The following is a 19005-nucleotide window of genomic DNA, read 5'->3' on the forward strand; positions in this document are numbered from 1 at the left end:
TGCACCACCCAGGAGGAAGCAGGACACCGTGAGACTTTTCATCCAGTTGCTGGACCGTATCCGTGCCGGACTGCACGACGAGAGGGGCGACGTACCCGGCTGGGTGCTCATCACCCTGATGACCGCCGGGTTGGTCATGATCATCTGGGGGCTGGCCGGTCCGGCGCTCAGTGGCATCTTCGAGCAGGCCATCGACCGGGTCAGCGGCATTTAGCCGGCCATGTCCGTGCGCTGGCGCTGGCCGCCGGGCGACGCCGATCGCGGCTCGGTGCTGGCCGAGTTCGTCATGGTGGCCGCCCTGCTCACCGCGCTCACCCTGGCGGTGCTGCAGCTGGCACTGGCGCTGCACATCCGGAACACGGTGCTCGATGCCGCGGCGGAGGGGGCGCGGTATGCCGCCCTGGCCGACAGCGGCCTTGATGAGGGCGCCGCACGCAGCCGGGACCTGATCACCGCGGCGCTCGGGCCGGCCTACGCCGCGGATGTCTCGGCCAGCTACGCCGACATCGCCGGAGCGCCCGGGGTGCGGGTGCGGGTCGTGGCACCATTGCCGCTGTTCGGGTTGCTGGGTATGGAACGCGGATTGGAGGTGGAAGGACATGCGGCCGTGGAGGGGTTGGCGGGCGAGTAAGCGTCGACCGCCGGCGTGGCGGGCGGTGCTCGCCGGCGATGCGGGTTCAGCGTCGCTGGAGTTCATCACGGTCGGGCTCATCCTGCTCGTACCGCTGGTTTACCTCGTGCTGGCGATGTCGGTGCTGCAGGGCGGCGCGTTCGCGGCAGAGGGGGCGGCGCGGCAGGCTGCGCGAGTGTACGTGTTGGCGCCAACCCCGGCCGACGCCGAGGCGCGTGCCGAACGGGCCGTGCTGGTGGGTCTGGCCGACTACGGCATTGATGCGGCCACGGCAGAGGTCAGCATCGGCTGCACGGCCGGTCCGGTCTGCCTCGCCCGACGGAGCGTCGTGACCGTGACGGTGCGGATACACGTCGTGTTGCCGTTCGTGCCCGCCGTGCTCACGCAGTCCCACGGTGGCACGATCCCGCTCGAGGCGTCGGCGACGCAGACCGTGTCCCGGTTCTGGCACGGAGGATGAGGCCGCCGATGCGACCCGGGGTGCTCGGCCGCTTACGCCACGACGAGGAAGGGTCGACCCTGCTCCTCACGATCTTCTACGGCTTCCTTGCCCTGCTGGTGGTACTGATCGTGGTCGCCGCCACGAGCCTCTACCTGGAGCGCAAAAAGCTCTTCACCCTCGCGGACGGTGCGGCGCTCGCCGGTGCCGAATCGTTCGCCCTCGACTCCGTCGCGATCAACGGCGACGAGCTGCACGCGGCCCTCACTACCCCCGAGATCCGTGCCGCGGCCTCGGCCTACCTGGCGGTGGCCCCGCATCCGGGAGTGGAGAACGTGGTGCTCACCCGCGCCGACACCGTGGACGGTCAGAGTGCAACGGTCACCCTCCAGGCCTGGTGGCAGCCGCCGGTGCTCACCCTGTTCGTGCCCGACGGTCTGCCCGTGCAGGTCACGGCGGTGGCCCGGTCGGTCTTTCACTGACCTCCATTCCGCTGGCCCACGCGATGACAGGCATCGCCAATCTCAGGCCAACCACTAGAGTTAGTAAAACCTTTGACTAGTTTTGCCGACCGCCCTCTCTCGAAAGAAGTGCTGTGAAATCTCCTGTTTACGTCCCCACATTGCTCTCCGACCTTTCGCTCCAGACGGAAGCTGACCGGCGGAACGCGGAGCTCGTGATTACTGCGGCACGCGAGCTTCGACAGGACCTGCGGGAGGATCAGACTGCCGCGGATTCGCGCGGAATCTACTCGGCCGGCATCCACCAGAAGATGCTCGAGAGTCGCCTGTATGACATCACTACCCCCCGTACATACGGCGGGCTGCAGCTTCCTCTGCCGGTGCTGATGGCCGTGATAGTTGAGATCGCGGCGGGCAATCCCGGGAGCGGGTGGAGTTTTGCGCTCGCGGCGCAGCACACCACCACCGTGGCCGCACACTGGCCCGAAGAAGTGCAGCGCGAAGTGCTCAGTCGCGGTTCGTTCCTGGCACCGCACCAGTTCGCCCGCCCGGGTGACGTGCGCGCCGTTGACGGCGGCTACGTCATCGACGGCGACTACCCGTTCAGCTCCGGGTCGCCATACTCGACGCACGTGATGATCTCGTCTCCGGTGCGGGATGCTGACCCGGCCGCCCCGGACTACGTGACGCTGCTCATCGCGCGGGAGGGCTACGAGGTGTTGGATGACTGGCGCGGCTCGTTCGGCATGAAGGCATCGGGCAGCAACACTGTGCGGTTCACGAAACGATTCGTTCCTGCCGACTGGGTGATCGCGGGCATCGGTGATGATGTGACCACGATTCCGGGCGGGGTGACCCTGCACAACGACGGGCTCTACTTCGGCCGCCTCGAGGCCTATCACCCGGTGGGCCTTGCCGCTGTCGCGGTCGGGGCCGCGCGCGCCGGTATCGAAGAATTCACCGCGGTGGTGAAGTCGGGTACCGACAAATTGCGTGGCTCGGCAAAGTCTGACGACCCCGCGTTCCAACACACGCTCGGTGTCGCTTCGGCGCGGGCCGATGCTGCAGAAGCCCTGGTCTACGCGGCCGTGGATGCCTACACGGCCGCCGGTCGGCGACAGCTGACCACCGGGGTCGCGGTGACCAAAATGGAACTGACCCAGATTGCGGGCCTCGGAACGTCTGCGATGCGTCTGGCAGAGACCGCAGTCGACGCGGTATTTGAGCACATCGGCACATTGCGCGTGGTCGATGGTACCCGCGTGCAGCGCTACTTCCGCGATGTCTCCACCCTGCGCACGCACGGCCGGTTCCACCCATTTGCGGTTGCCGTCGCGCACGGGGGCGCACTGCTCAGCACTGCCTCAGAATGAGCTCCCGAACAGCGCTTCCGGCGGTTAGGCGAAGGTCAGGCGCGAGAGTGGATGTCGGGTGGGGCTCCGCCGGCCAGCTGGCGGAGGAGCCTCACGAACTCGGAGCGATCAGCGGGGGAGAGCGCGCCCGACCACTGCTGTTCCCGCGTGTTGAGCCGGCGGAATAGCCCGGGAATACGGGAGTGTCCCTCCGGGCTGAGGCTGAACACCACGGAGCGTCCATCCCGGGGCGACGGTGCGCGTAGAACCCAGCCGTCGCGGTGAAGTGTTTTGGTGATTGCCGACACGGCCGCCCTGCTCATGCCGCTCGCGCTCGCAAGTCGAGATCCCTCCATCGGTCCGTCGACCGCCAGCAGCGCCACAATGAAGAATGACGAGTAGTTCAGCGCCGCCGGGCGGTGCACAGTCGATTCGAAGTCGTATGACGTGACGCGTGCCACGCGCGCGAGGAGAACGAACAGCAGCATTGACTCGGCGTCGAGCTCGGGCACCAGATCAACCGCGAGTTGAGTGAACTCGGCGGAGTAGTCGTAGGCGCCGTTGGGCGAAAGCGCATCGCCGATTCCGGTGCCGGGATTAGTCGGGTGCCCGCGGTCACCGCCTCCCACAGCGGCCTCGGATCCGTGTGGGTCCTCGGAACCGTGAGTATCCAGCGTGATCTCCTCCAGCGCGGCCGCTCCTGGTGGTGAATGGCCTCGCTGGAGAGTTTAGCGGCGGAGGGTGGGGGAGCGGTGGGGCCCGACGCGGCCAGCTCGAATATGCGCCGCCGGTGCGGGATAGTCGGTGTGTCCTGAGGCCAGCGGCAAGGTTGACCTGCTGTTCATCGGCGGTTCACGCCCCGTCTGCGCTGCCCCCTTTGACTGATCCGGGTCGGTCCGCAGCCAGTGCCGCCCATACCACTCACACACCACTCTCAGGGAGATCCGCGTGTACCGTGCGTCCAACTCGTCCACGAACCCTCGGCGCCGCAGCGCGCTGATGGTCGCCGCGACCGGCCTCATCGCCGGCGTCGGCATTCTCGCTCCGACCGGTGCGTTCGCCGCCACCGACGACCACGGCGGTGCCGCCCGCAACGACGGGGACCAGACCGCCGCCATCCGCGAATCGATCGTCGACGGTCCGGCCAAGAACGTCATCCTGCTCATCGGTGACGGGATGGGCGACAGCGAGATCACCGTGGCCCGCAACTACGCCGAGGGCGCCGCCGGTGAGCTCGCCGGAATCGACGCGCTGCCGCTGACCGGCCAGTACACGACCTACTCGCTCAACGAGGATGGCACCACGAATTACGCGTCGGAATCGGCATCCACCGCCAGCGGCTGGTCGACCGGCACCAAGACTGTCAACGGCTCCCTCTCGGTGGACATCAACGGCGCCCCGCAGTCGACGCTGCTGGAACTGGCCAAGGCCAACGGGCTGCGCACCGGGAACGTGTCGACCGCCGAAATCCAGGACGCCACCCCCGGTGCCGAGGTCGCGCACATCTCCGCCCGCGGTTGCTACGGCCCGGTGGCGACCTCCGTGGATTGCACCTCGGAGGCGCTGGAGAACGGTGGGCTTGGGTCCATCTCCGAGCAGCTGCTCACCCTGCGCCCGGATGTGGTGCTCGGTGGCGGTTCCGCGACCTTCGCCGAGTCGGCTGTCGCCGGCGACTGGGCCGGTCAGACGCTCTTCGAGCAGGCCACCGACCGCGGCTACCAGCTGGTGGACGACGCGGCCGGCCTCGCTGCGGTTACGGCAGCCGACCAGAACGCACCACTGCTGGGACTGTTCACCGAAGGCAACTTCCCCACCCGCTGGGTCGGACCGGAAGCCACCGTCGGCGGCGCCGACCTCGCCCCGGAGTCCTGCACGGCGAACCCCGACCGGCTGGACACCGGCCTGTCGCTGGCCACCCTGACGGACAAGGCCATCGACCTGCTCTCGGCCGACACCGAGCAGGGCTTCTTCCTGCAGGTTGAGGGCGCCAGCATCGACAAGCGCGACCACGCCGCGGATGCCTGCGGTCAGATTGGCGAGACCGTCGACCTCGACGAGGCCGTGCAGTCCGCCCTCGCCTTCGCCGAGGCCGACGGCAACACCCTTGTCGTGGTGACCGCCGACCACGCCCACACCAGCCAGATCGTCGGTTCCACCCCGCCCGGGCTCAGCGTCGCGCTGACCACCGAAGAGGGTCAGACCATGCTGGTCAGCTACGGCACCGCCGAAGCGGGGGAATCGCAGCAGCACACCGGATCCCAGGTGCGCATCGCCGGTTACGGACCCGGCGCAGCGAACGTGCTCGGCCTGACCGACCAGACCGACCTGTTCTTCACCTCGGCGAACGCGCTGGAGCTGAACACCGACCTGGTCTCCCTCAGTGCCGGTGCCACCGTCACTCTCGACCAGGCCACGGTCGCCCCCGGTGCCGGCTTCACCGCGACGGGCGCCGGCCTTGCCGCCGACTGGCGGGCAACGGGTGAGGTCGGCACCTCCGCCTCGGCCGACCCGTTGGGTGTCGCCGACGTGATCGATGGTCAGGCGGTCTTCACCGGCACCGCTCCGACCGAACCCGGTGAGTACCAGGTGACTCTGACGGGCGCGCAGACCGGCGCCTCGGTCTCTGCCGCGCTCACCGTTTCCGCCGCTGTCGCGGTGCCGACGCCGACGGGTGCTCCTACGGCATCGCCGACGGCTGCTCCCACGGTTGCCCCGACGGATGTTCCCACGGCGACCCCGTCTGCGACCCCCTCCGCCACGCCGACGGCGGCGCCGGCCGGTGCGGGCGGGGGTGCCGGTCCCACGAGCGGTGTATCGGCCGGGGTGGCCACGGCCGTCGGCGGCGTCCTCGCCGCCACCGGCGCGGAGTTCGCCCCGCTGCTGGGCGCGGCCGCGCTGCTCCTCGCCGCCGGTGGCGCGCTGATCGTGGTTCGTCGTCGACGTCACGGCGTCATTTAGCCGGAGCTGATCGGGCTTTCCGCCCGTGACCCAACCGAAGGCCGCTCCTGGTGGGGCGGCCTTCGTTGTGCGTGCACCCCGCCGCGTTGCGGGGCGTGACTGCCGGGCCAGGCTGCCCGCCCGGCGCCCGGTAAAGTCGTCGGATGGCGGCATCCGGACGGCGAGGGAGAACAGTGACAGCCAAGCGTGACCGCCTGACCGGCGCCGGAGCCCAGCTCGTCACCGAGGTGACCATCAACTACGGGTCGTCCCTGGCCGGGCTGCTCATCCCGATGGTGGGTTCCCCCGTCGTGGTGGCCGTGCGCCAGCTGGTGATGGCGGTCACAGTCCTGCCGTTCTACCGGCCCAAATGGGTCACCTTCACCTGGGCACGGCTGTGGCCGGCGCTCATGCTGGGCGTCGTGCTCGCCGTGATGAACCTTACGTTCTACGAGTCCGTCGACCGGCTCGGCCTGGGCGTGGCCGCCACCATCGAGTTCCTCGGCCCGTTCGCCGTGGCGCTGGCCGCATCCCGGCGCGCCCTGGACTTCGTCTGCGCGACCGTGGCCGCGGGCGGAGTTGTGTTGCTCACCTGGTCGGATGGAACGCTCGACCCGATCGGCATCGCCCTGGCGCTCACCGCCGCGGCGGCCTGGGCGGGCTACATCCTGCTCACCCGCCGGGTGGCCACCCAGCTGCCGGGCCTGGAGGGCATCACCATCGCCAGTGTGGTCAGCCTCGTGCTGCTGGTGCCGCTTGCGCTGTTCACGGTGGACTACTCGCAGCTGACCTGGGGTGTGATCGGGCTGCTCGTGGCCGTCGGTGTGCTGTCGTCGGCGTTCCCGTACACGCTGGACACCTCCATCCTGCGCCGCATCACCCCACGCCTGTACGCGATCATCACCAGCTTCGGGCCGGTCTTCGGTGCGGTATTCGGCGTGCTGGTGCTCGGCGAGAGCCTGCTGCTGGTTCAACAGCTGGCCATCGTCGCGGTCTGCCTGGCGGCCAGCGCCTCGATCGCCACCCAGCGCGACCAGCCGGTTTCCGACCTCGAACGCACGGCTCGCGCCATCCCGTAGCTGCCCAAATCAAGCCGCCGAGTTGCCGCAATGTGCCCCTTCGCAGGCGCTGAAGGGGCACTTTTCGGCAACTCAGTTCGGGGAGTGCTGCTCAGTCCCGGGTGGGGATCGCTTCCAGGGCGTCGGTCTCCAGGGCGGCCACAAATTCATAAGCGGCCAGGTCGCGCGGGGTGTCCTCGATGGCGGCCAGCGGCGCCAGCACCTTTGACTCGTCGAGCGCGTTGAGCTTGCGTGCGGTGGGGAGTACCTGGCGTTCCATCGAGCCGACGAAACCGTTGTAGTCCTTCACGGTGCGTTCGATGGCCCGCCCGAGCTTCTCGATGTGGGTGGCCGTGGTGGCCAGTCGGGAGTACAGCTCGCGGCTGAGGTCGAACAGCACCTGGGCGTCGTGGGTGAGAACGTCCTGCTGCCAGCTGAACGCCACGGTCTTCAGTACCGACCACAGCGTGACCGGGGAGGCCAGGGCGACGCGTCGGCTGAACGCGAACTCCATCAGCGACGGATCGGCTTCCAGTGCCGAGGACACCAGCGATTCGCTGGGGATGAACGCGATCACGAGTTCGGGGGAGGCGTCCAGGCCCTGCCAGTAGGCCTTGCTGCCCAGCGCCGTGACGTGGTCCCGCACCGCCTTCACGTGCGCCTTCATGAACACGGCGCGCTGGGCGCCATCCGCGCCGGTGGCGGTCGCCGGAATCTGGCTTGCCTCGAGGAACGCGGTGAACGGAACCTTCGCGTCGACGGCGATGTTCTTGCCGCCGGGCAGGTGCACCACCATGTCGGGGCGGCCGGCGCCGGCGTCGGAGTGGATGCTGGACTGCACGTCGAAGTCGACCCGCTCGATGAGCCCGGCCGCCTCCACCACGCTGCGCAGCTGGGTCTCGCCCCAAACCCCGCGGGTGTTGTTGGCGCGCAGGGCCGAGGCGAGGGACTCGGCGGTGCTGCGCAGGCGCTCCTCGGATTCGGTGGCCGAACGCAGCTGCTCGGTGAGCTCGCCGTGCTGCAGGCTGCGCTGCTGCTCGAGGTCGGCGACCTTCTGCTGCATGTTCGCCAGGCTGTCCTTCACCGGCGCGAGGGCCTGCAGCACCTGGCTCTCCTGCCGGTCCCGCTCGGTGCGGGCGGCCTGGTCGTCGCGCTGCCGGTCGACGATCTCCCGATACTGGCGGCGCTGGTCGGCGATCTGGTCGCGCATGCCGTCGGCGGTGGCCTGCATCGCGGCGAGCTCCTCCCGCAACAGTGACTGCACCCCGGCCTCCCGGGCGCGGGTCTCGCTCAGCAGCACCTGGTGCCGCGCTTCGACCACCGCGGGGTCGTCGCCCGCCGGGGTCGTCGACCGGCGACGCTGCAGGAGCACCGCGCTGAGCAGGGCGCCGAGGGCTGCGCCGAGAACGAGGCCGAGGAGAAGCGCGAGGGGATCCATGCGGCCAGTCTGACAGCGGCCACCGACACCGCCGGGAGCCGGGGCGCGCGTCGCGCCGACGGCCGGGCGGGACCGGGCGCGGGCAGGCTAGTTCAGGGCCATCGGGCCGTGCGTGGCGCGGTGCTCCTGGGTGGCGACCGGTCCGATGGCGCCGACGTTGACGCCGCAGATGCGGGCCAGGTCTTCGACGGTGTCGGCCCCGTGCCGGTCGGCGGCGTGGATCATGATCGCCGCGCAGGCCTCGGAGTCGGCGAGGGCGTCGTGGTGCGAGAAGTCTTCGAAGCCCGCGGCCATGGCGGCGACCGGCAGCCGGTAGGAGTCGAGGTGGTAGGTCTTCCGGGCCACCTGCAGGCTGCAGACGTACCGGAAGTCGGGCACGGCCATGCCGGTGATGGTGGACGCGGTCTTGATCACGCCCAGGTCGAAGCCGGCGTTGTGCGCCACGAGCACGTCGCCGTCGGCGAAGTCGACGAGATCGGGTAGCTGCTGCGACCAGCTGAGCGCATCCGCCACCTGCTCGGGGTAAATGCCATGGATGCGGATGTTCCATTCCAGGAACGCGTCGTGCCCCAGCGGCGGGCGGATGTACCATCCGATCTTGTCGACGACGACGCCGTCGCGTACCTTCACCAACCCCACGGAGCAAGCCGATGCGGCCGAGGAATTGGCGGTTTCGAAATCGATGGCGGTGAAGTTGACAGGCACGCCTCATGGTCTCACGCGCCACCGACGTTGCCGCGCGGCGGGCATCGGCGAGCCTGGGCGTGCCGCGAAAAGACGCGGCAGAACGCCGGACGGGCAGAGCCGGTACGATGGACTCCCGTGGCTCTTACTATTGCAATCGTCGGACTGCCCAATGTCGGCAAGTCCACCCTCTTCAACGCGTTGACGAAGAACAACGTGCTCGCGGCGAACTACCCGTTCGCCACCATCGAGCCGAACGTCGGTATCGTCAACCTGCCCGACCACCGCCTGGCCAAGCTGGCGACGGTCTTCGGCAGCGAGCGGATCCTGCCGGCCCCGGTGTCGTTCGTCGACATCGCCGGCATCGTGCGCGGCGCCAGCGAGGGTGAGGGCCTGGGCAACAAGTTCCTCGCGAACATCCGGGAGGCCGACGCCATCGCGCAGGTCATCCGCGGCTTCGCCGACCCCGACGTCGTGCACGTCGACGGTGCCGTCAACCCGGCCGGCGACATGGAGACCATCAACACGGAGCTCGTCCTCGCCGACCTGCAGACGCTGGAAAAGGCGATCGTGCGGTACGAGAAGGAGACCAAGGGGCGCAAGCTCGACCCGATCGTGCTGAAGACGGCGCTCGAAGCGCAGACCTTCCTCGACACCGGCAAGCCGCTGTCGGCCTCGAAGATCGACGTGGAGCCCATCCGCGAACTCGGCCTGCTCACCACCAAGCCGTTCATCTACGTCTTCAACGTCGATGAGGCGGTGCTGCAGGATGCCGAGAAGCTGGCCACGCTGTCTGCCCTCGTCGCCCCGGCCAACGCCGTGTTCCTCGACGCCAAGCTCGAATCCGAACTCGCCGAGCTCGACGAAGAAGACGCCGCCGAGATGCTGGCGTCCACCGGCCAGGAGGAGAGCGGCCTGAACCAGCTCGCCCGCATCGGCTTCGACACCCTGGGCCTGCAGACCTACCTCACCGCCGGCCCCAAGGAAACGCGGGCCTGGACGATCCACAAGGGCTGGACGGCCCCGCAGGCCGCCGGAGTCATCCACACCGACTTCCAGAAGGGCTTCATCAAGGCCGAGGTGTTCGCGTTCCAGGACCTCATCGACGCCGGCTCCGTCGTCGAAGCCCGCGCCAAGGGCAAGGCCCGCATCGAGGGCAAGGAATACGTCATGCAGGATGGCGACGTGGTGGAGTTCCGCTTCAACAACTAGCCATGTAGTCCGCTTGTGCGGTGAACAGCACAAAACGCCTCGTATCGATCGTGATGCGCGGCGTTTTTGCGGTTGGAGGCGGGACGCCGTCAGACGTGACCTGGCCGACATGTGCCGGTCACGGCCTTTTTCAGTGCAAGCGCCATCGGGCAGCTCGTGGTTATCATGGAGAAATTGAGCAAGCACATGCTGACGGCCGTCGTATTCGTCTCAGGTGCGCTGCATCCGGCTAGGGGACACAGCGGATCGACACGAGAATCGGATCCAGAGTGGATTATGCAGCACGACAACACCGCGCCGAGCAACTGGTGCAGGAGATAGGCCTACCACGTCCCCTGAACTCGGAACTCCTCCATGGACACATGGAGCAGCTCCGGAAGAAGAAGATCATCATCCTGCAGGCGCCGCAAGGAATGGTGGATAGAGGTATCTGCGCGCTCTGGCTCGAGGTTTCGGGTGAAGAATTCGAGCGGGTCTACTACGCGCCGACAGACTCTGCCGTGCACCGGCAGCAATTTGTGAACCATGAATTCGGGCACATGATCCTCAACCACAAGAAGCTGATAATGCCGGCCGACAGGGTTGCACTTCTTGCGCCCCTCGTCCCGCTGAAGGCCATCGTTTCGGCGCTCTCCAGAAGTAGCTTCACCGATGAGGAAGAAGCAATGGCGGAAGCCATCGGGGACGAACTCGCGATGATCCTTCGGAAGGACGCATCCACCAGCAGGCGCGACTCCGAGACCGGATTCGGGCAGATTCTCTGATGTTCGCAATCATCGAATACGCGATGCTCGCGGCCCTGTGGGGCACGACCCTTCTCCTGATGCCCAGCGCGCTCCGCGGAAAACGACGTCTGCTGTTCTGGTTCATGCTGGCTTTCGCCGTCACTATGTCGCTGGTCTCCGACGCACCGTACGCATTCATCGATGAGCTCTTGGGTGGAGTCGACATAACGTATTTCATCTTCCACGCGACAGTGATCATTTGTGTGGCCCTGTTCGACTCCCTGATCCAGACGGCCGTCTCACAGGCCGGACTCACCGCTGGGCGAAAGCGATTCGCCGTGTGGGGAACGACCGGACTGATCCTCCTTCAAGCCGGCCTCTTCTTCGCCAACGACTGGGAGATCGACAACATCCAGTTCATCGGCCCCGGCGACTGGAGTCAGCTCGTCTTCAGCTTCACGACCTGGATTGCCCTGATTGTTCTTGCGATCTCGACAATCGTCGCGTGCTCGACGGACTTCACACGTCAGTCGGACACGACGCTCAAGATTGCGCTCATGACGATATCTGCCGGGTGCGCATTGGTATCGCTCTACGTCGTCGTTCAGATGGGGGTAGCGATTGACAGGGCAACAGGCGGTACCACTCTCAGCCCGACCGTCGACTTCTTATCGGTGACGTGCTCGCTGCTCGCGCCCCTTTTCCTGGCGGTAGGTCTCGGTCTTCGCCTGCTGATCGCAGCTTCCAAGAACCTGAGCGACACTGCCAAAAGCCGGCGGCTGCTGTGGAAGGTCACCCCACTCTGGCAGCGGCTGCTTGCCGACCGACCTGAGCTCAGCATTGAAGCACCGATGTCACGGGTAGCGCTCTACTTTGGTGGGAGTCACGCCATACACCTCCACCGTCGTTACGTCGAGGTTCGTGACTGTCTCCTTCTCCACCCCGACCAGCCGATCTCGGCTCGCGAGCACGCGCTCATCCAGAGGATCGAAGAGCATATTCGTCGGGCACCAGAGGCATCCAGCGAAACCAAAACCGACTCGAGGAGCAATGAGTACGAAGATGCCTAATGAAGCGGATGGGACAGCGGCACCCCTGCCCACGCCGCAACAGGAGCTCGCGCGCAAGCTGAACCTGCTTCTCGACGTCGTGGTGGCCGAAGGAAACACCCCGTACACCTACCGCGAGATCGCCGCCGGTCTCGAAGTCAAAAACGTTTCGCTCTCGCGGGCCCGATGGCAGTACATGGTCAGGGGGGAAGGCCCACTGGTCAGTGACGTGCGGCTTCTCACTGAGATCGCGAACTTCTTCGGCATTGCTGCGGAGTACCTGCTCGGATCCGACGATGACCTGCCGGAGCGGATCGACTCTCAGCTGGAGTTGGTCCGAATGATCCGGGTCAAGCGAGTCATCAACTTCGCGGCACGAACCCTGGGGGACACGTCACCCGAAGCTCTTCGGGAGATCACGAGGCTACTCGAGGACAGGTTGCCCGGCGGCTCGGACCTGACTGGTAAGTAACACCCGCCACGCTTCACGACAGATCTGAACGGGCGGTGCGCGGGGTGGTGATCACCCTGACGAAAGCGGTAGGGTTAGACATGTCCAAGGGGGGAATGGACGCCAAAAACGTCCCGCCGCGTGGGGGGACGCGGCGGGACGCAACGTGACCACCGGCGTGGGGGGACGCCTCGGGTCGCGAAGCAATCCTATCGGCGACCGTACAATTCTCGGGCCACATGATCTTCTATCGTGGGGACTATGAGTTCAGGCCAGAGTGTGCGCCTCGTGCTGCCGCATCAGCTTTTCGAGCAGCATCTCGAGTCGGCCGGCGACACGGTGTTCGTGCTCATCGAGCATGACCTGCTCTTTCGCCAGTACCGGTTCCATTCCCACAAGCTCGTGTTGCACCGCGCGTCGATGGCCCGGTTCGCGCGTCACTTGCGAGAACACGGTTACGAGGTCGAGCTCCTCCACAGCGATGCCGCCCTGACCTCGCACGACAAGCTCGCCGACCTCGTCCGGCAGCGCACACCAGGGCGGGTGACCTGGTTCGACGTGGTCGACGACTGGCTCGAACAGGACCTGGTCGCCGGGCTCGCCGACGGCGGCTATCAGATGCGTCCGGAGGACATCCTGGAGACCCCGAACTTCCTCACCGATCGCGCCCAGATCGATGACTGGTTCTCACACAACGGCTCCCGGATGCAGGACTTCTACGTGTGGCAACGGCGCCGCCTCGACATCCTGGTCGAGGACGGCAAACCCGTGGGCGGCAAATGGTCCTTCGACACCGACAACCGTAAGAAGCTGCCGCGCGGGTATTCGCCCCAGACCGTTGGCCGATTCGCGCACCATCCCGTGCTCCAGCTCGAGGGGACCTTCGACCTCGATGCGCTGCTGGATGACGCCGAGGAGGTCAAGGCATCCGACGAGGTCGACCTCGCGATCGCGTGGGTCAGCACCGAGTTCCCGGACGCCCCGGGCGACCCGCAGCTGTTCGCCTGGCCCACCACCGCCGATGAGGCCCGGGATCACCTGCAGGAGTTCGTCCGCGAACGCCTGAGCGACTTCGGGCCGTACGAGGACGCGATCTCCACGGAGCATCCGTTCATCAATCACGGCCTGCTCACCGCCGCGCTGAACATCGGGTTGCTGGACCCGCGCGAGGTCGTGCAGGCGGTCCTCGACGGCGCCGATAAGTCGACCCCGCTCGCCTCACTGGAAGGCTTCGTGCGGCAGGTCATCGGCTGGCGTGAATACATGCGCGCCACCTACCGAACCAGCGGGCGCCGGATGCGAGTGGCGAACCGGCTCGATCACCGGAACGTCCTCGGCGACGGCTGGTGGGACGCCAGCACCGGCCTGGCGCCGGTGGACCTGGTGATCTCCCGCGTGCTCGACACCGGGTACGCACACCACATCGAACGGTTGATGGTGCTCGGCAACGCGATGTCGCTGCTGCGCATCCATCCGGATGCGGTCTACGAGTGGTTCATGGAGATGTTCATCGACGCGTACGACTGGGTGATGGTGCCCAACGTCTACGCGATGAGCCAGTTCGCCGCGGGGGACGAGATCACCACCAAACCCTACGTGTCGGGCAGCAACTACCTGCGGAAGATGTCCGACCTGCCGGCGGGCGACTGGATGCCCGATTGGGACGGCCTGTACTGGACCTTCATCGAAGACCACCGCGAGGTCTTCGCCGCGAACCCGCGCACACGCATGGTGGTCTCCCTGCTGGACCACATGGATCCGGACACGCTGGACGACCATCGCCGTCGCGCCGAGGTGCTCCTGTCCGCACAGCACCGCCGATGAGAGTCAGTTGAGCTCGCGCTCGCTCCGCGGCGTGGGTCGGCAGACCAGGACAGGGCAGGGTGCGGAGTGCTGCACCCGTGAGGCGGTGCTGCCGAGCAGGATCGTGGGGCTGAGCCCCCTGCTGCCTGCCGCCATGGCGATGAGATCGGCGCTCAGGTCTTCGGCCGCGCGGATGATCTCCTGGGCGGGGGAGCCGCTGCGGAGCTGGGTGTGGATGTTCGGCCCCCAGCCGTCGAATTCCGCGGCGACAGTGTTGAGCGCGATTCTGGCCTCTTCGGTGAAGCTGAGCTCGGTCAATCCGGGGTTTCGGTGTGGACCCAGCTCATTGGCGAACGGCGCGGCGGCGTAGGGGCTGACCACCGCGACGATGGTCACATCCGTGATCTCGCGGGAGTCCGCGATCCACTTGAACTGTCGGGCACCCAAGAGCGAGGCCCGGGATCCGTCGGTGGCGACGATGACATGCATGGCTCAGAGTTCCTTTTCCGCGGGGAGCGATTCGTCGGAGGCCGGGGAGCCTTGCCCGGTACCGGGAGGGCTGGCCTTTTTCTTGCCGAAGAATTGTTGTGCGAGATACAGAACCAGGCCGACCGCCAGTAGGCCGCCTACCCAGTAGAGCGCCTCCGGGTCATCGATCAGGGTGTATGCGAGCACGGCCAGATTTCCGAGGATCCCGAGGATCAGCAGCGGGGTGTTCGCCCGATAGGTGTCCGGACCCTCGTCCGTCCCGCGCAGTTTCAGGCAGGCGACGATCACCAGGGCATAGATGAAGAGCAGGAAAACCACCGTGATGGTCGCCAGCCGGTCGACGATATCGAGCTGTTGATCCTCCGGCAGGCCTGTCTGGGTCGATTTGATAGCCGCGCCGACGACCAGCAGTGCGCCGACGATGGCGGCTCCGAAGAGCAGCGCGACGTATGGACTGCGACGGGTGGGGTGCACCTTGGCGAAGACTGCCGGCACCACGTTCTCGCGCGCCATGCCGAAGAGGATGCGGGACTGAGCGACCACGGTGACCAGGGCGGTGTTGCTGATGGCGATCATGGCGATCACGCCGAAGATCACGAGCATGATCGTGGCCGGGATAAAGAAGAGGTCGGCCCGGATGACCTCGAGCAGTGTGTTCCCAGCCAGGGCGTCAATCGGGACCGCCAGCGCCGCGGCGATGGATACCAGCACATATACGACACCGGCCGTGAGCATCCCGCCGATCAGCGCGCGGGGAAACGCCCGGGACGGGTTGATGGTCTCTTCGGCCACGTTGGCGGCGTTTTCGAAGCCGGTCATGGCGAAGAAGGCCAGGGAAACACCTGCGAGCACGGCAAGGACCGCCGAACCGGCGCCACCCTCCACGTTGAACTGGAGCAGCACCGAGGGGTCGTTGACGCCCTCGACCAGTGCGATGACGCCGATGATGACAACAATGATCAGGCCAGTGATCTCCACGAAGGTCATCACGACGTTTGCGACGACGGACTCGGTGATGCCGATCAGGTTGATCGCCGTGATGATGGCCACGAACACCAGCGCAACCAGGGTGGTGCCCCAGATCGCATCTTGAGGCATCCCGATCAGATCGCTGAAGTACCGCACGAATCCCGACGCCAGCGATCCGACGGCGGCGATGTTGGCGGAGAGCATGCAGATCGTGATGAAGAACGTGAGTACCGGGCTGCGGAACGCCTTGTTGATGTACAGCGAGGCCCCGGCTGCCTGCGGATACTTCGTGACCAGCTCGGCGTAGGCGAGTCCGGTGATGGCGGCGATTGCGACACCCGCAAGAAACGCCATCCAGAATGCCCCGCCGACCGCGGCGGCGACCAGGCCCACGAGGACGTAGATGCCAGAGCCGAGGACGTCACCGACGACGTAGAAATACAGCTGTTTGGTCGTGATCGACCGCTTGAGTTCACTGTGCGAGACGGATGTTTCCACTGTGGTCGCCATGCCGTCAAACTATGCCCCCATGCACTGGGGTCCTGCAAGCGTTTGACCAGAATTCACACAGTCGTTACGTGGACCAGGCAAGGTGTGGCCTGAGCTTCGCTGTGGTGGTGAGCGTCTGGCTGGTGACGGTGTCGTCCTACGCGGTTCTCTACGGCCGGCTGAACTCGCTCGAGAAGTCGGTCGACCTACCCGGGACGGCCGACGGCCCGGTCTTCCTCGACTACTACTACCTGGCGGCGCAGATCGCGACGACGTTCTCATCGTCAGACGTCTCGATCCTCACTACCCGCGCTCGCGCCGTGGTGATCGGCCAGACCTACATCTCCTTCGCGTTCAGCACCTTCATCATCGCCCTGCTGATAACGATACTCTTCCTCACCTGAGCCCCGCTGTGGCGTGGCGGGCTCGACCCGTGCGGCACGCCGCCGCCGCCGGCTGGAGAACCGTGGCACGATCCAGGCACAGGACCGCGATAACGAAAAATCCGGTCGAGGATTCGTAGAGGAGTCGCCCGCGATGGATACCACCCCGAATGCCGGTACGGCCGCCGCACGCATCCACGAGATGCGCATCGTGGTCGAGTGCGATCATCGACCGGAAACCGGTGACCTCGCCGAGCTGTCGGGCGAGGTGCTGGCCGACTGGCGCGTGACGCCCCTGTTTCAGCACGAGGACGGCCTCTGGGTGCTCTCCGGGCAGGTCCCCGAGCTGGTGGGAACGGCGGACTACGCGCGGGCGGCCCACACACTGGTGCAGCGTCTGCTCGACCACCCGGCCATCAGCCGGGCCGAGGCCGACCTGCCGATACAGCCACGCCCTGACCCGGTTCGCGCCAGCCTCTCCGACCCCACCGACGGTTCGTGCCCGCCCGGCAGCGACGACGTCCGGTGGGCGTTGCACGCCATCCGTGCCGAGGATGCGTGGGCGGTCCCATCCGCACCCGGCGGCGGCTCTCGCGGTAGCGGGGCCGTGATCGGGCATCCAGACACCGGATACACGCTGCACCCGATCCTGGCCGACGCACTGGACCTGAGCCGTGATCGGGATGAGCTGGACCACGACGACGACGCCCGCGACCCCCTCCTGCCAGCCGACACGTCGCCCTGGCCGGGGTCGTTTCCGGGCCACGGGACCAAGACCGCGAGCGTGATGGTCGGCCGCCCAACGACCGCCTCCGGCATCGTCGGCGTCGCCCCCGAGGCCGGACTGGTGCCGATCCGGGCGGTGGAGAGCGTCGTGCAACTCTTCGACACGGATGTCGCACGCAGCGTGGCGTATGCCCACTCCATCGGCTGCGACCTCATCTCGCTCAGCCTCGGCGGCAAGGGATTCTTCGGATTGGAGCGGGCCATCCAGGGGGCTGTCGATGCCGGGATGATCGTGCTTGCTGCGGCGGGTAACGACGTGGGCATCGTGGTTGCGCCGGCGTCGTACCCGAACTGCCTGGCGGTGGCCGCGACGGGAGCCGATGACCAACCGTGGCCTCTCTCGTCCCGCGGCGCCATGGTGGATGTCAGCGCACCTGGCTGGTGCGTGTGGGTGGCCGGTTTTCGCTGGAAGGAGGCCGGGCTGGTCTTCGACGTGGTGCAGGAAACGGGGACGTCATATGCGGTGGCGCACGTAGCGGGGGTCGCCGCACTCTGGCTGGCTCACCACGGCCCCGAGATGCTGCGGGAACGGTACGGATCACAGGTGCAGGCCGCGTTCCTGCGTCTGTTGCGCTCCCAATCCCGGGTGCCGCCGGGCTGGGACGCAGGGATGTGGGGCGCCGGCATCGTCGACGCCGCCGCGATGCTCGGCGCACCGCTGCCCACGGGCGCCGAGGTCGGCGGTACCGGACTCGCGGAGACGACACCGTTCGCGCGGCTCAGCGCCATCGTCCGCGTCGATGAATCGGAGTTCCGGGCTGCCGTGTCCCGCCGGCTGGGCTTGTCCGGCGCGGACCTGAACCGGGCTCTCTCCCGGTTCGAGGGCGAGCTCGCCTTCCACCTCCTCACCGACCCCGAATTCCGGGCCTACCTGCTCGGCGGGACGGTGGATTCCGGGTTCGATGCCGCCGGCACTCGCGCGACCAGCTCGCCCGGGTTCGCGGAGCGGTTCCTCTGACCTGACGGTCAGCCACGAGGGGCAGTCCGGCGCACCCCGGGTGCCGGTCAGCTCACGTGCGGGTCGAACATCCGCCGCATCAGGATGCGGGGGAACCCGCCGGCGATGGAATCGGTGTTGGCTGCCTTGGTGAAGCCGGCGCGTTCGAACATGCTGCGGGTGCCGACGAAGGCCATCGTCAGATCGACCCGGTGGGAGCCGTTGTCGGCCGGGTAGCTCTCGACGCCCGGCGCTCCGGATGCCCTGGCGTAGGCGACGGCGCCGTCGATGAGCGCGGGGGTGATACCCCGCTTGCGGTACCCGGGCCGCACCCGGAGGCACCACAGCGACCAGATCGGGAGGTCGTCGATGTGCGGGATCTTGCGCGAGTGCGCGAACGGATGCAGGTCGGCGCGGGGGGCGATCCCGGCCCAGCCGGCGACCTCGCCGTCGATGTGGGCGATCACGCCGGGCGCGAGGTCACGCGAACACAGCTCGCGCACCTTGTCGGCCCGCTGGGTGCCGACGAGGGCTCGGTTCTCCTTCGCGTTGAGCCGCCACGACAGGCACCAGCACACCGACGACTCGGGTTTCTTCGGCGCGAACATGGTCGCCAGATCGTCGAAGTCGTGGCCGGGAGCACCTCGATTGCCATGCCGCACATAGTAGGCGGACGATCTCGCCCGGCTCAAGGGTCGTCGCCCCGCCAACT

The 19005-nt window shown here is 67.1% G+C and carries 20 protein-coding genes; 14 read left to right on the forward strand and 6 right to left on the reverse strand.

Annotated features, from left to right (window positions below; all coding sequences use genetic code 11):
* Positions 1–28 precede the first annotated feature (28 nt).
* The 5 genes from ACU5E9_RS18735 (at position 29) to ACU5E9_RS18755 (ending at position 2904) form a co-directional block, all read left to right on the forward strand.
* A complete protein-coding gene (locus ACU5E9_RS18735) occupies positions 29–214 on the forward strand; it encodes a hypothetical protein (RefSeq protein WP_456811392.1) in 186 nt (61 codons plus the stop codon).
* A gap of 6 nt (positions 215–220) precedes the next feature.
* Complete coding sequence (locus tag ACU5E9_RS18740; protein WP_456811393.1) at positions 221–631, forward strand: TadE/TadG family type IV pilus assembly protein; 411 nt, start codon at positions 221–223, stop codon at positions 629–631.
* On the forward strand, positions 600–1091 hold the full coding sequence (locus ACU5E9_RS18745; RefSeq protein ID WP_456811394.1) for a hypothetical protein: 492 nt from the start codon (positions 600–602) through the stop codon (positions 1089–1091). The genes ACU5E9_RS18740 and ACU5E9_RS18745 overlap by 32 nt, the downstream gene beginning before the upstream one ends.
* Positions 1092–1099: 8 nt before the next feature.
* Positions 1100–1552, forward strand: a complete 453-nt coding sequence (locus tag ACU5E9_RS18750) for a pilus assembly protein TadG-related protein (protein WP_456811395.1) — start codon at positions 1100–1102, stop codon at positions 1550–1552.
* A 113-nt stretch (positions 1553–1665) separates the two neighbouring features.
* The gene (locus tag ACU5E9_RS18755) at positions 1666–2904 is read left to right on the forward strand and encodes an acyl-CoA dehydrogenase family protein (protein ID WP_456811396.1); all 1239 of its coding nucleotides are present in this window, start codon (positions 1666–1668) and stop codon (positions 2902–2904) included.
* A 35-nt stretch (positions 2905–2939) separates the two neighbouring features.
* Here ACU5E9_RS18755 and ACU5E9_RS18760 read toward each other — a convergent pair whose 3' ends face one another.
* On the reverse strand, positions 2940–3395 hold the full coding sequence (locus ACU5E9_RS18760; RefSeq protein WP_456811397.1) for a MarR family winged helix-turn-helix transcriptional regulator: 456 nt from the start codon (positions 3393–3395) through the stop codon (positions 2940–2942).
* Positions 3396–3831: 436 nt separating this feature from the next.
* Here ACU5E9_RS18760 and phoA point away from each other — a divergent pair, with 436 nt between their 5' ends.
* Together phoA and ACU5E9_RS18770 are read left to right on the forward strand one after the other, a co-directional pair.
* Positions 3832–5841, forward strand: coding sequence for an alkaline phosphatase (gene phoA / locus ACU5E9_RS18765; protein ID WP_456811398.1), 2010 nt, complete (start codon positions 3832–3834; stop codon positions 5839–5841).
* Between the two features lie 173 nt (positions 5842–6014).
* On the forward strand, positions 6015–6899 hold the full coding sequence (locus ACU5E9_RS18770; protein ID WP_456811399.1) for an EamA family transporter: 885 nt from the start codon (positions 6015–6017) through the stop codon (positions 6897–6899).
* 91 nt (positions 6900–6990) lie between these two features.
* Here the strand turns inward: ACU5E9_RS18770 and rmuC are convergent, their stop codons facing one another.
* Both rmuC and ACU5E9_RS18780 read right to left on the reverse strand, forming a co-directional pair.
* The gene (rmuC, locus tag ACU5E9_RS18775; protein ID WP_456811400.1) at positions 6991–8316 is read right to left on the reverse strand and encodes a DNA recombination protein RmuC; all 1326 of its coding nucleotides are present in this window, start codon (positions 8314–8316) and stop codon (positions 6991–6993) included.
* Positions 8317–8403: 87 nt separating this feature from the next.
* A complete protein-coding gene (locus ACU5E9_RS18780) occupies positions 8404–9021 on the reverse strand; it encodes an exonuclease domain-containing protein (protein WP_456811401.1) in 618 nt (205 codons plus the stop codon).
* 117 nt (positions 9022–9138) lie between these two features.
* On the opposite strand from ACU5E9_RS18780, the gene ychF reads away from it, so the two are divergent.
* The 5 genes from ychF (at position 9139) to ACU5E9_RS18805 (ending at position 14261) form a co-directional block, all read left to right on the forward strand.
* Positions 9139–10212 (forward strand): redox-regulated ATPase YchF, encoded by a 1074-nt coding sequence (gene ychF, locus ACU5E9_RS18785; RefSeq protein ID WP_456811402.1) that lies wholly within the window; start codon positions 9139–9141, stop codon positions 10210–10212.
* A gap of 362 nt (positions 10213–10574) precedes the next feature.
* Positions 10575–10976, forward strand: a complete 402-nt coding sequence (locus ACU5E9_RS18790) for a hypothetical protein (protein WP_456811403.1) — start codon at positions 10575–10577, stop codon at positions 10974–10976.
* On the forward strand, positions 10976–12007 hold the full coding sequence (locus ACU5E9_RS18795; RefSeq protein ID WP_456811404.1) for a DUF6545 domain-containing protein: 1032 nt from the start codon (positions 10976–10978) through the stop codon (positions 12005–12007). Before ACU5E9_RS18790 ends, ACU5E9_RS18795 begins: the two co-directional genes overlap by 1 nt.
* Positions 12000–12458 (forward strand): hypothetical protein, encoded by a 459-nt coding sequence (locus ACU5E9_RS18800; RefSeq protein ID WP_456811405.1) that lies wholly within the window; start codon positions 12000–12002, stop codon positions 12456–12458. The genes ACU5E9_RS18795 and ACU5E9_RS18800 overlap by 8 nt, the downstream gene beginning before the upstream one ends.
* Before the next feature lie 240 nt (positions 12459–12698).
* Complete coding sequence (locus tag ACU5E9_RS18805) at positions 12699–14261, forward strand: cryptochrome/photolyase family protein (RefSeq protein ID WP_456811406.1); 1563 nt, start codon at positions 12699–12701, stop codon at positions 14259–14261.
* A 3-nt stretch (positions 14262–14264) separates the two neighbouring features.
* Here ACU5E9_RS18805 and ACU5E9_RS18810 read toward each other — a convergent pair whose 3' ends face one another.
* A complete protein-coding gene (locus ACU5E9_RS18810) occupies positions 14265–14729 on the reverse strand; it encodes a universal stress protein (protein WP_456811407.1) in 465 nt (154 codons plus the stop codon).
* 3 nt (positions 14730–14732) lie between these two features.
* On the reverse strand, positions 14733–16208 hold the full coding sequence (locus ACU5E9_RS18815; RefSeq protein ID WP_456811408.1) for an APC family permease: 1476 nt from the start codon (positions 16206–16208) through the stop codon (positions 14733–14735).
* Positions 16209–16219: 11 nt separating this feature from the next.
* Here ACU5E9_RS18815 and ACU5E9_RS18820 point away from each other — a divergent pair, with 11 nt between their 5' ends.
* Both ACU5E9_RS18820 and ACU5E9_RS18825 read left to right on the forward strand, forming a co-directional pair.
* A complete protein-coding gene (locus ACU5E9_RS18820; RefSeq protein ID WP_456811409.1) occupies positions 16220–16591 on the forward strand; it encodes a DUF1345 domain-containing protein in 372 nt (123 codons plus the stop codon).
* Between the two features lie 133 nt (positions 16592–16724).
* The gene (locus ACU5E9_RS18825; protein WP_456811410.1) at positions 16725–18314 is read left to right on the forward strand and encodes a S8 family peptidase; all 1590 of its coding nucleotides are present in this window, start codon (positions 16725–16727) and stop codon (positions 18312–18314) included.
* A gap of 47 nt (positions 18315–18361) precedes the next feature.
* On the opposite strand, the gene ACU5E9_RS18830 is transcribed toward ACU5E9_RS18825, so the two are convergent.
* Positions 18362–18901, reverse strand: a complete 540-nt coding sequence (locus ACU5E9_RS18830) for a GNAT family N-acetyltransferase (RefSeq protein ID WP_456811411.1) — start codon at positions 18899–18901, stop codon at positions 18362–18364.
* Between the last annotated feature and the right edge of the window lie 104 nt (positions 18902–19005).

This window comes from Cryobacterium sp. AP23 (assembly GCF_054075385.1).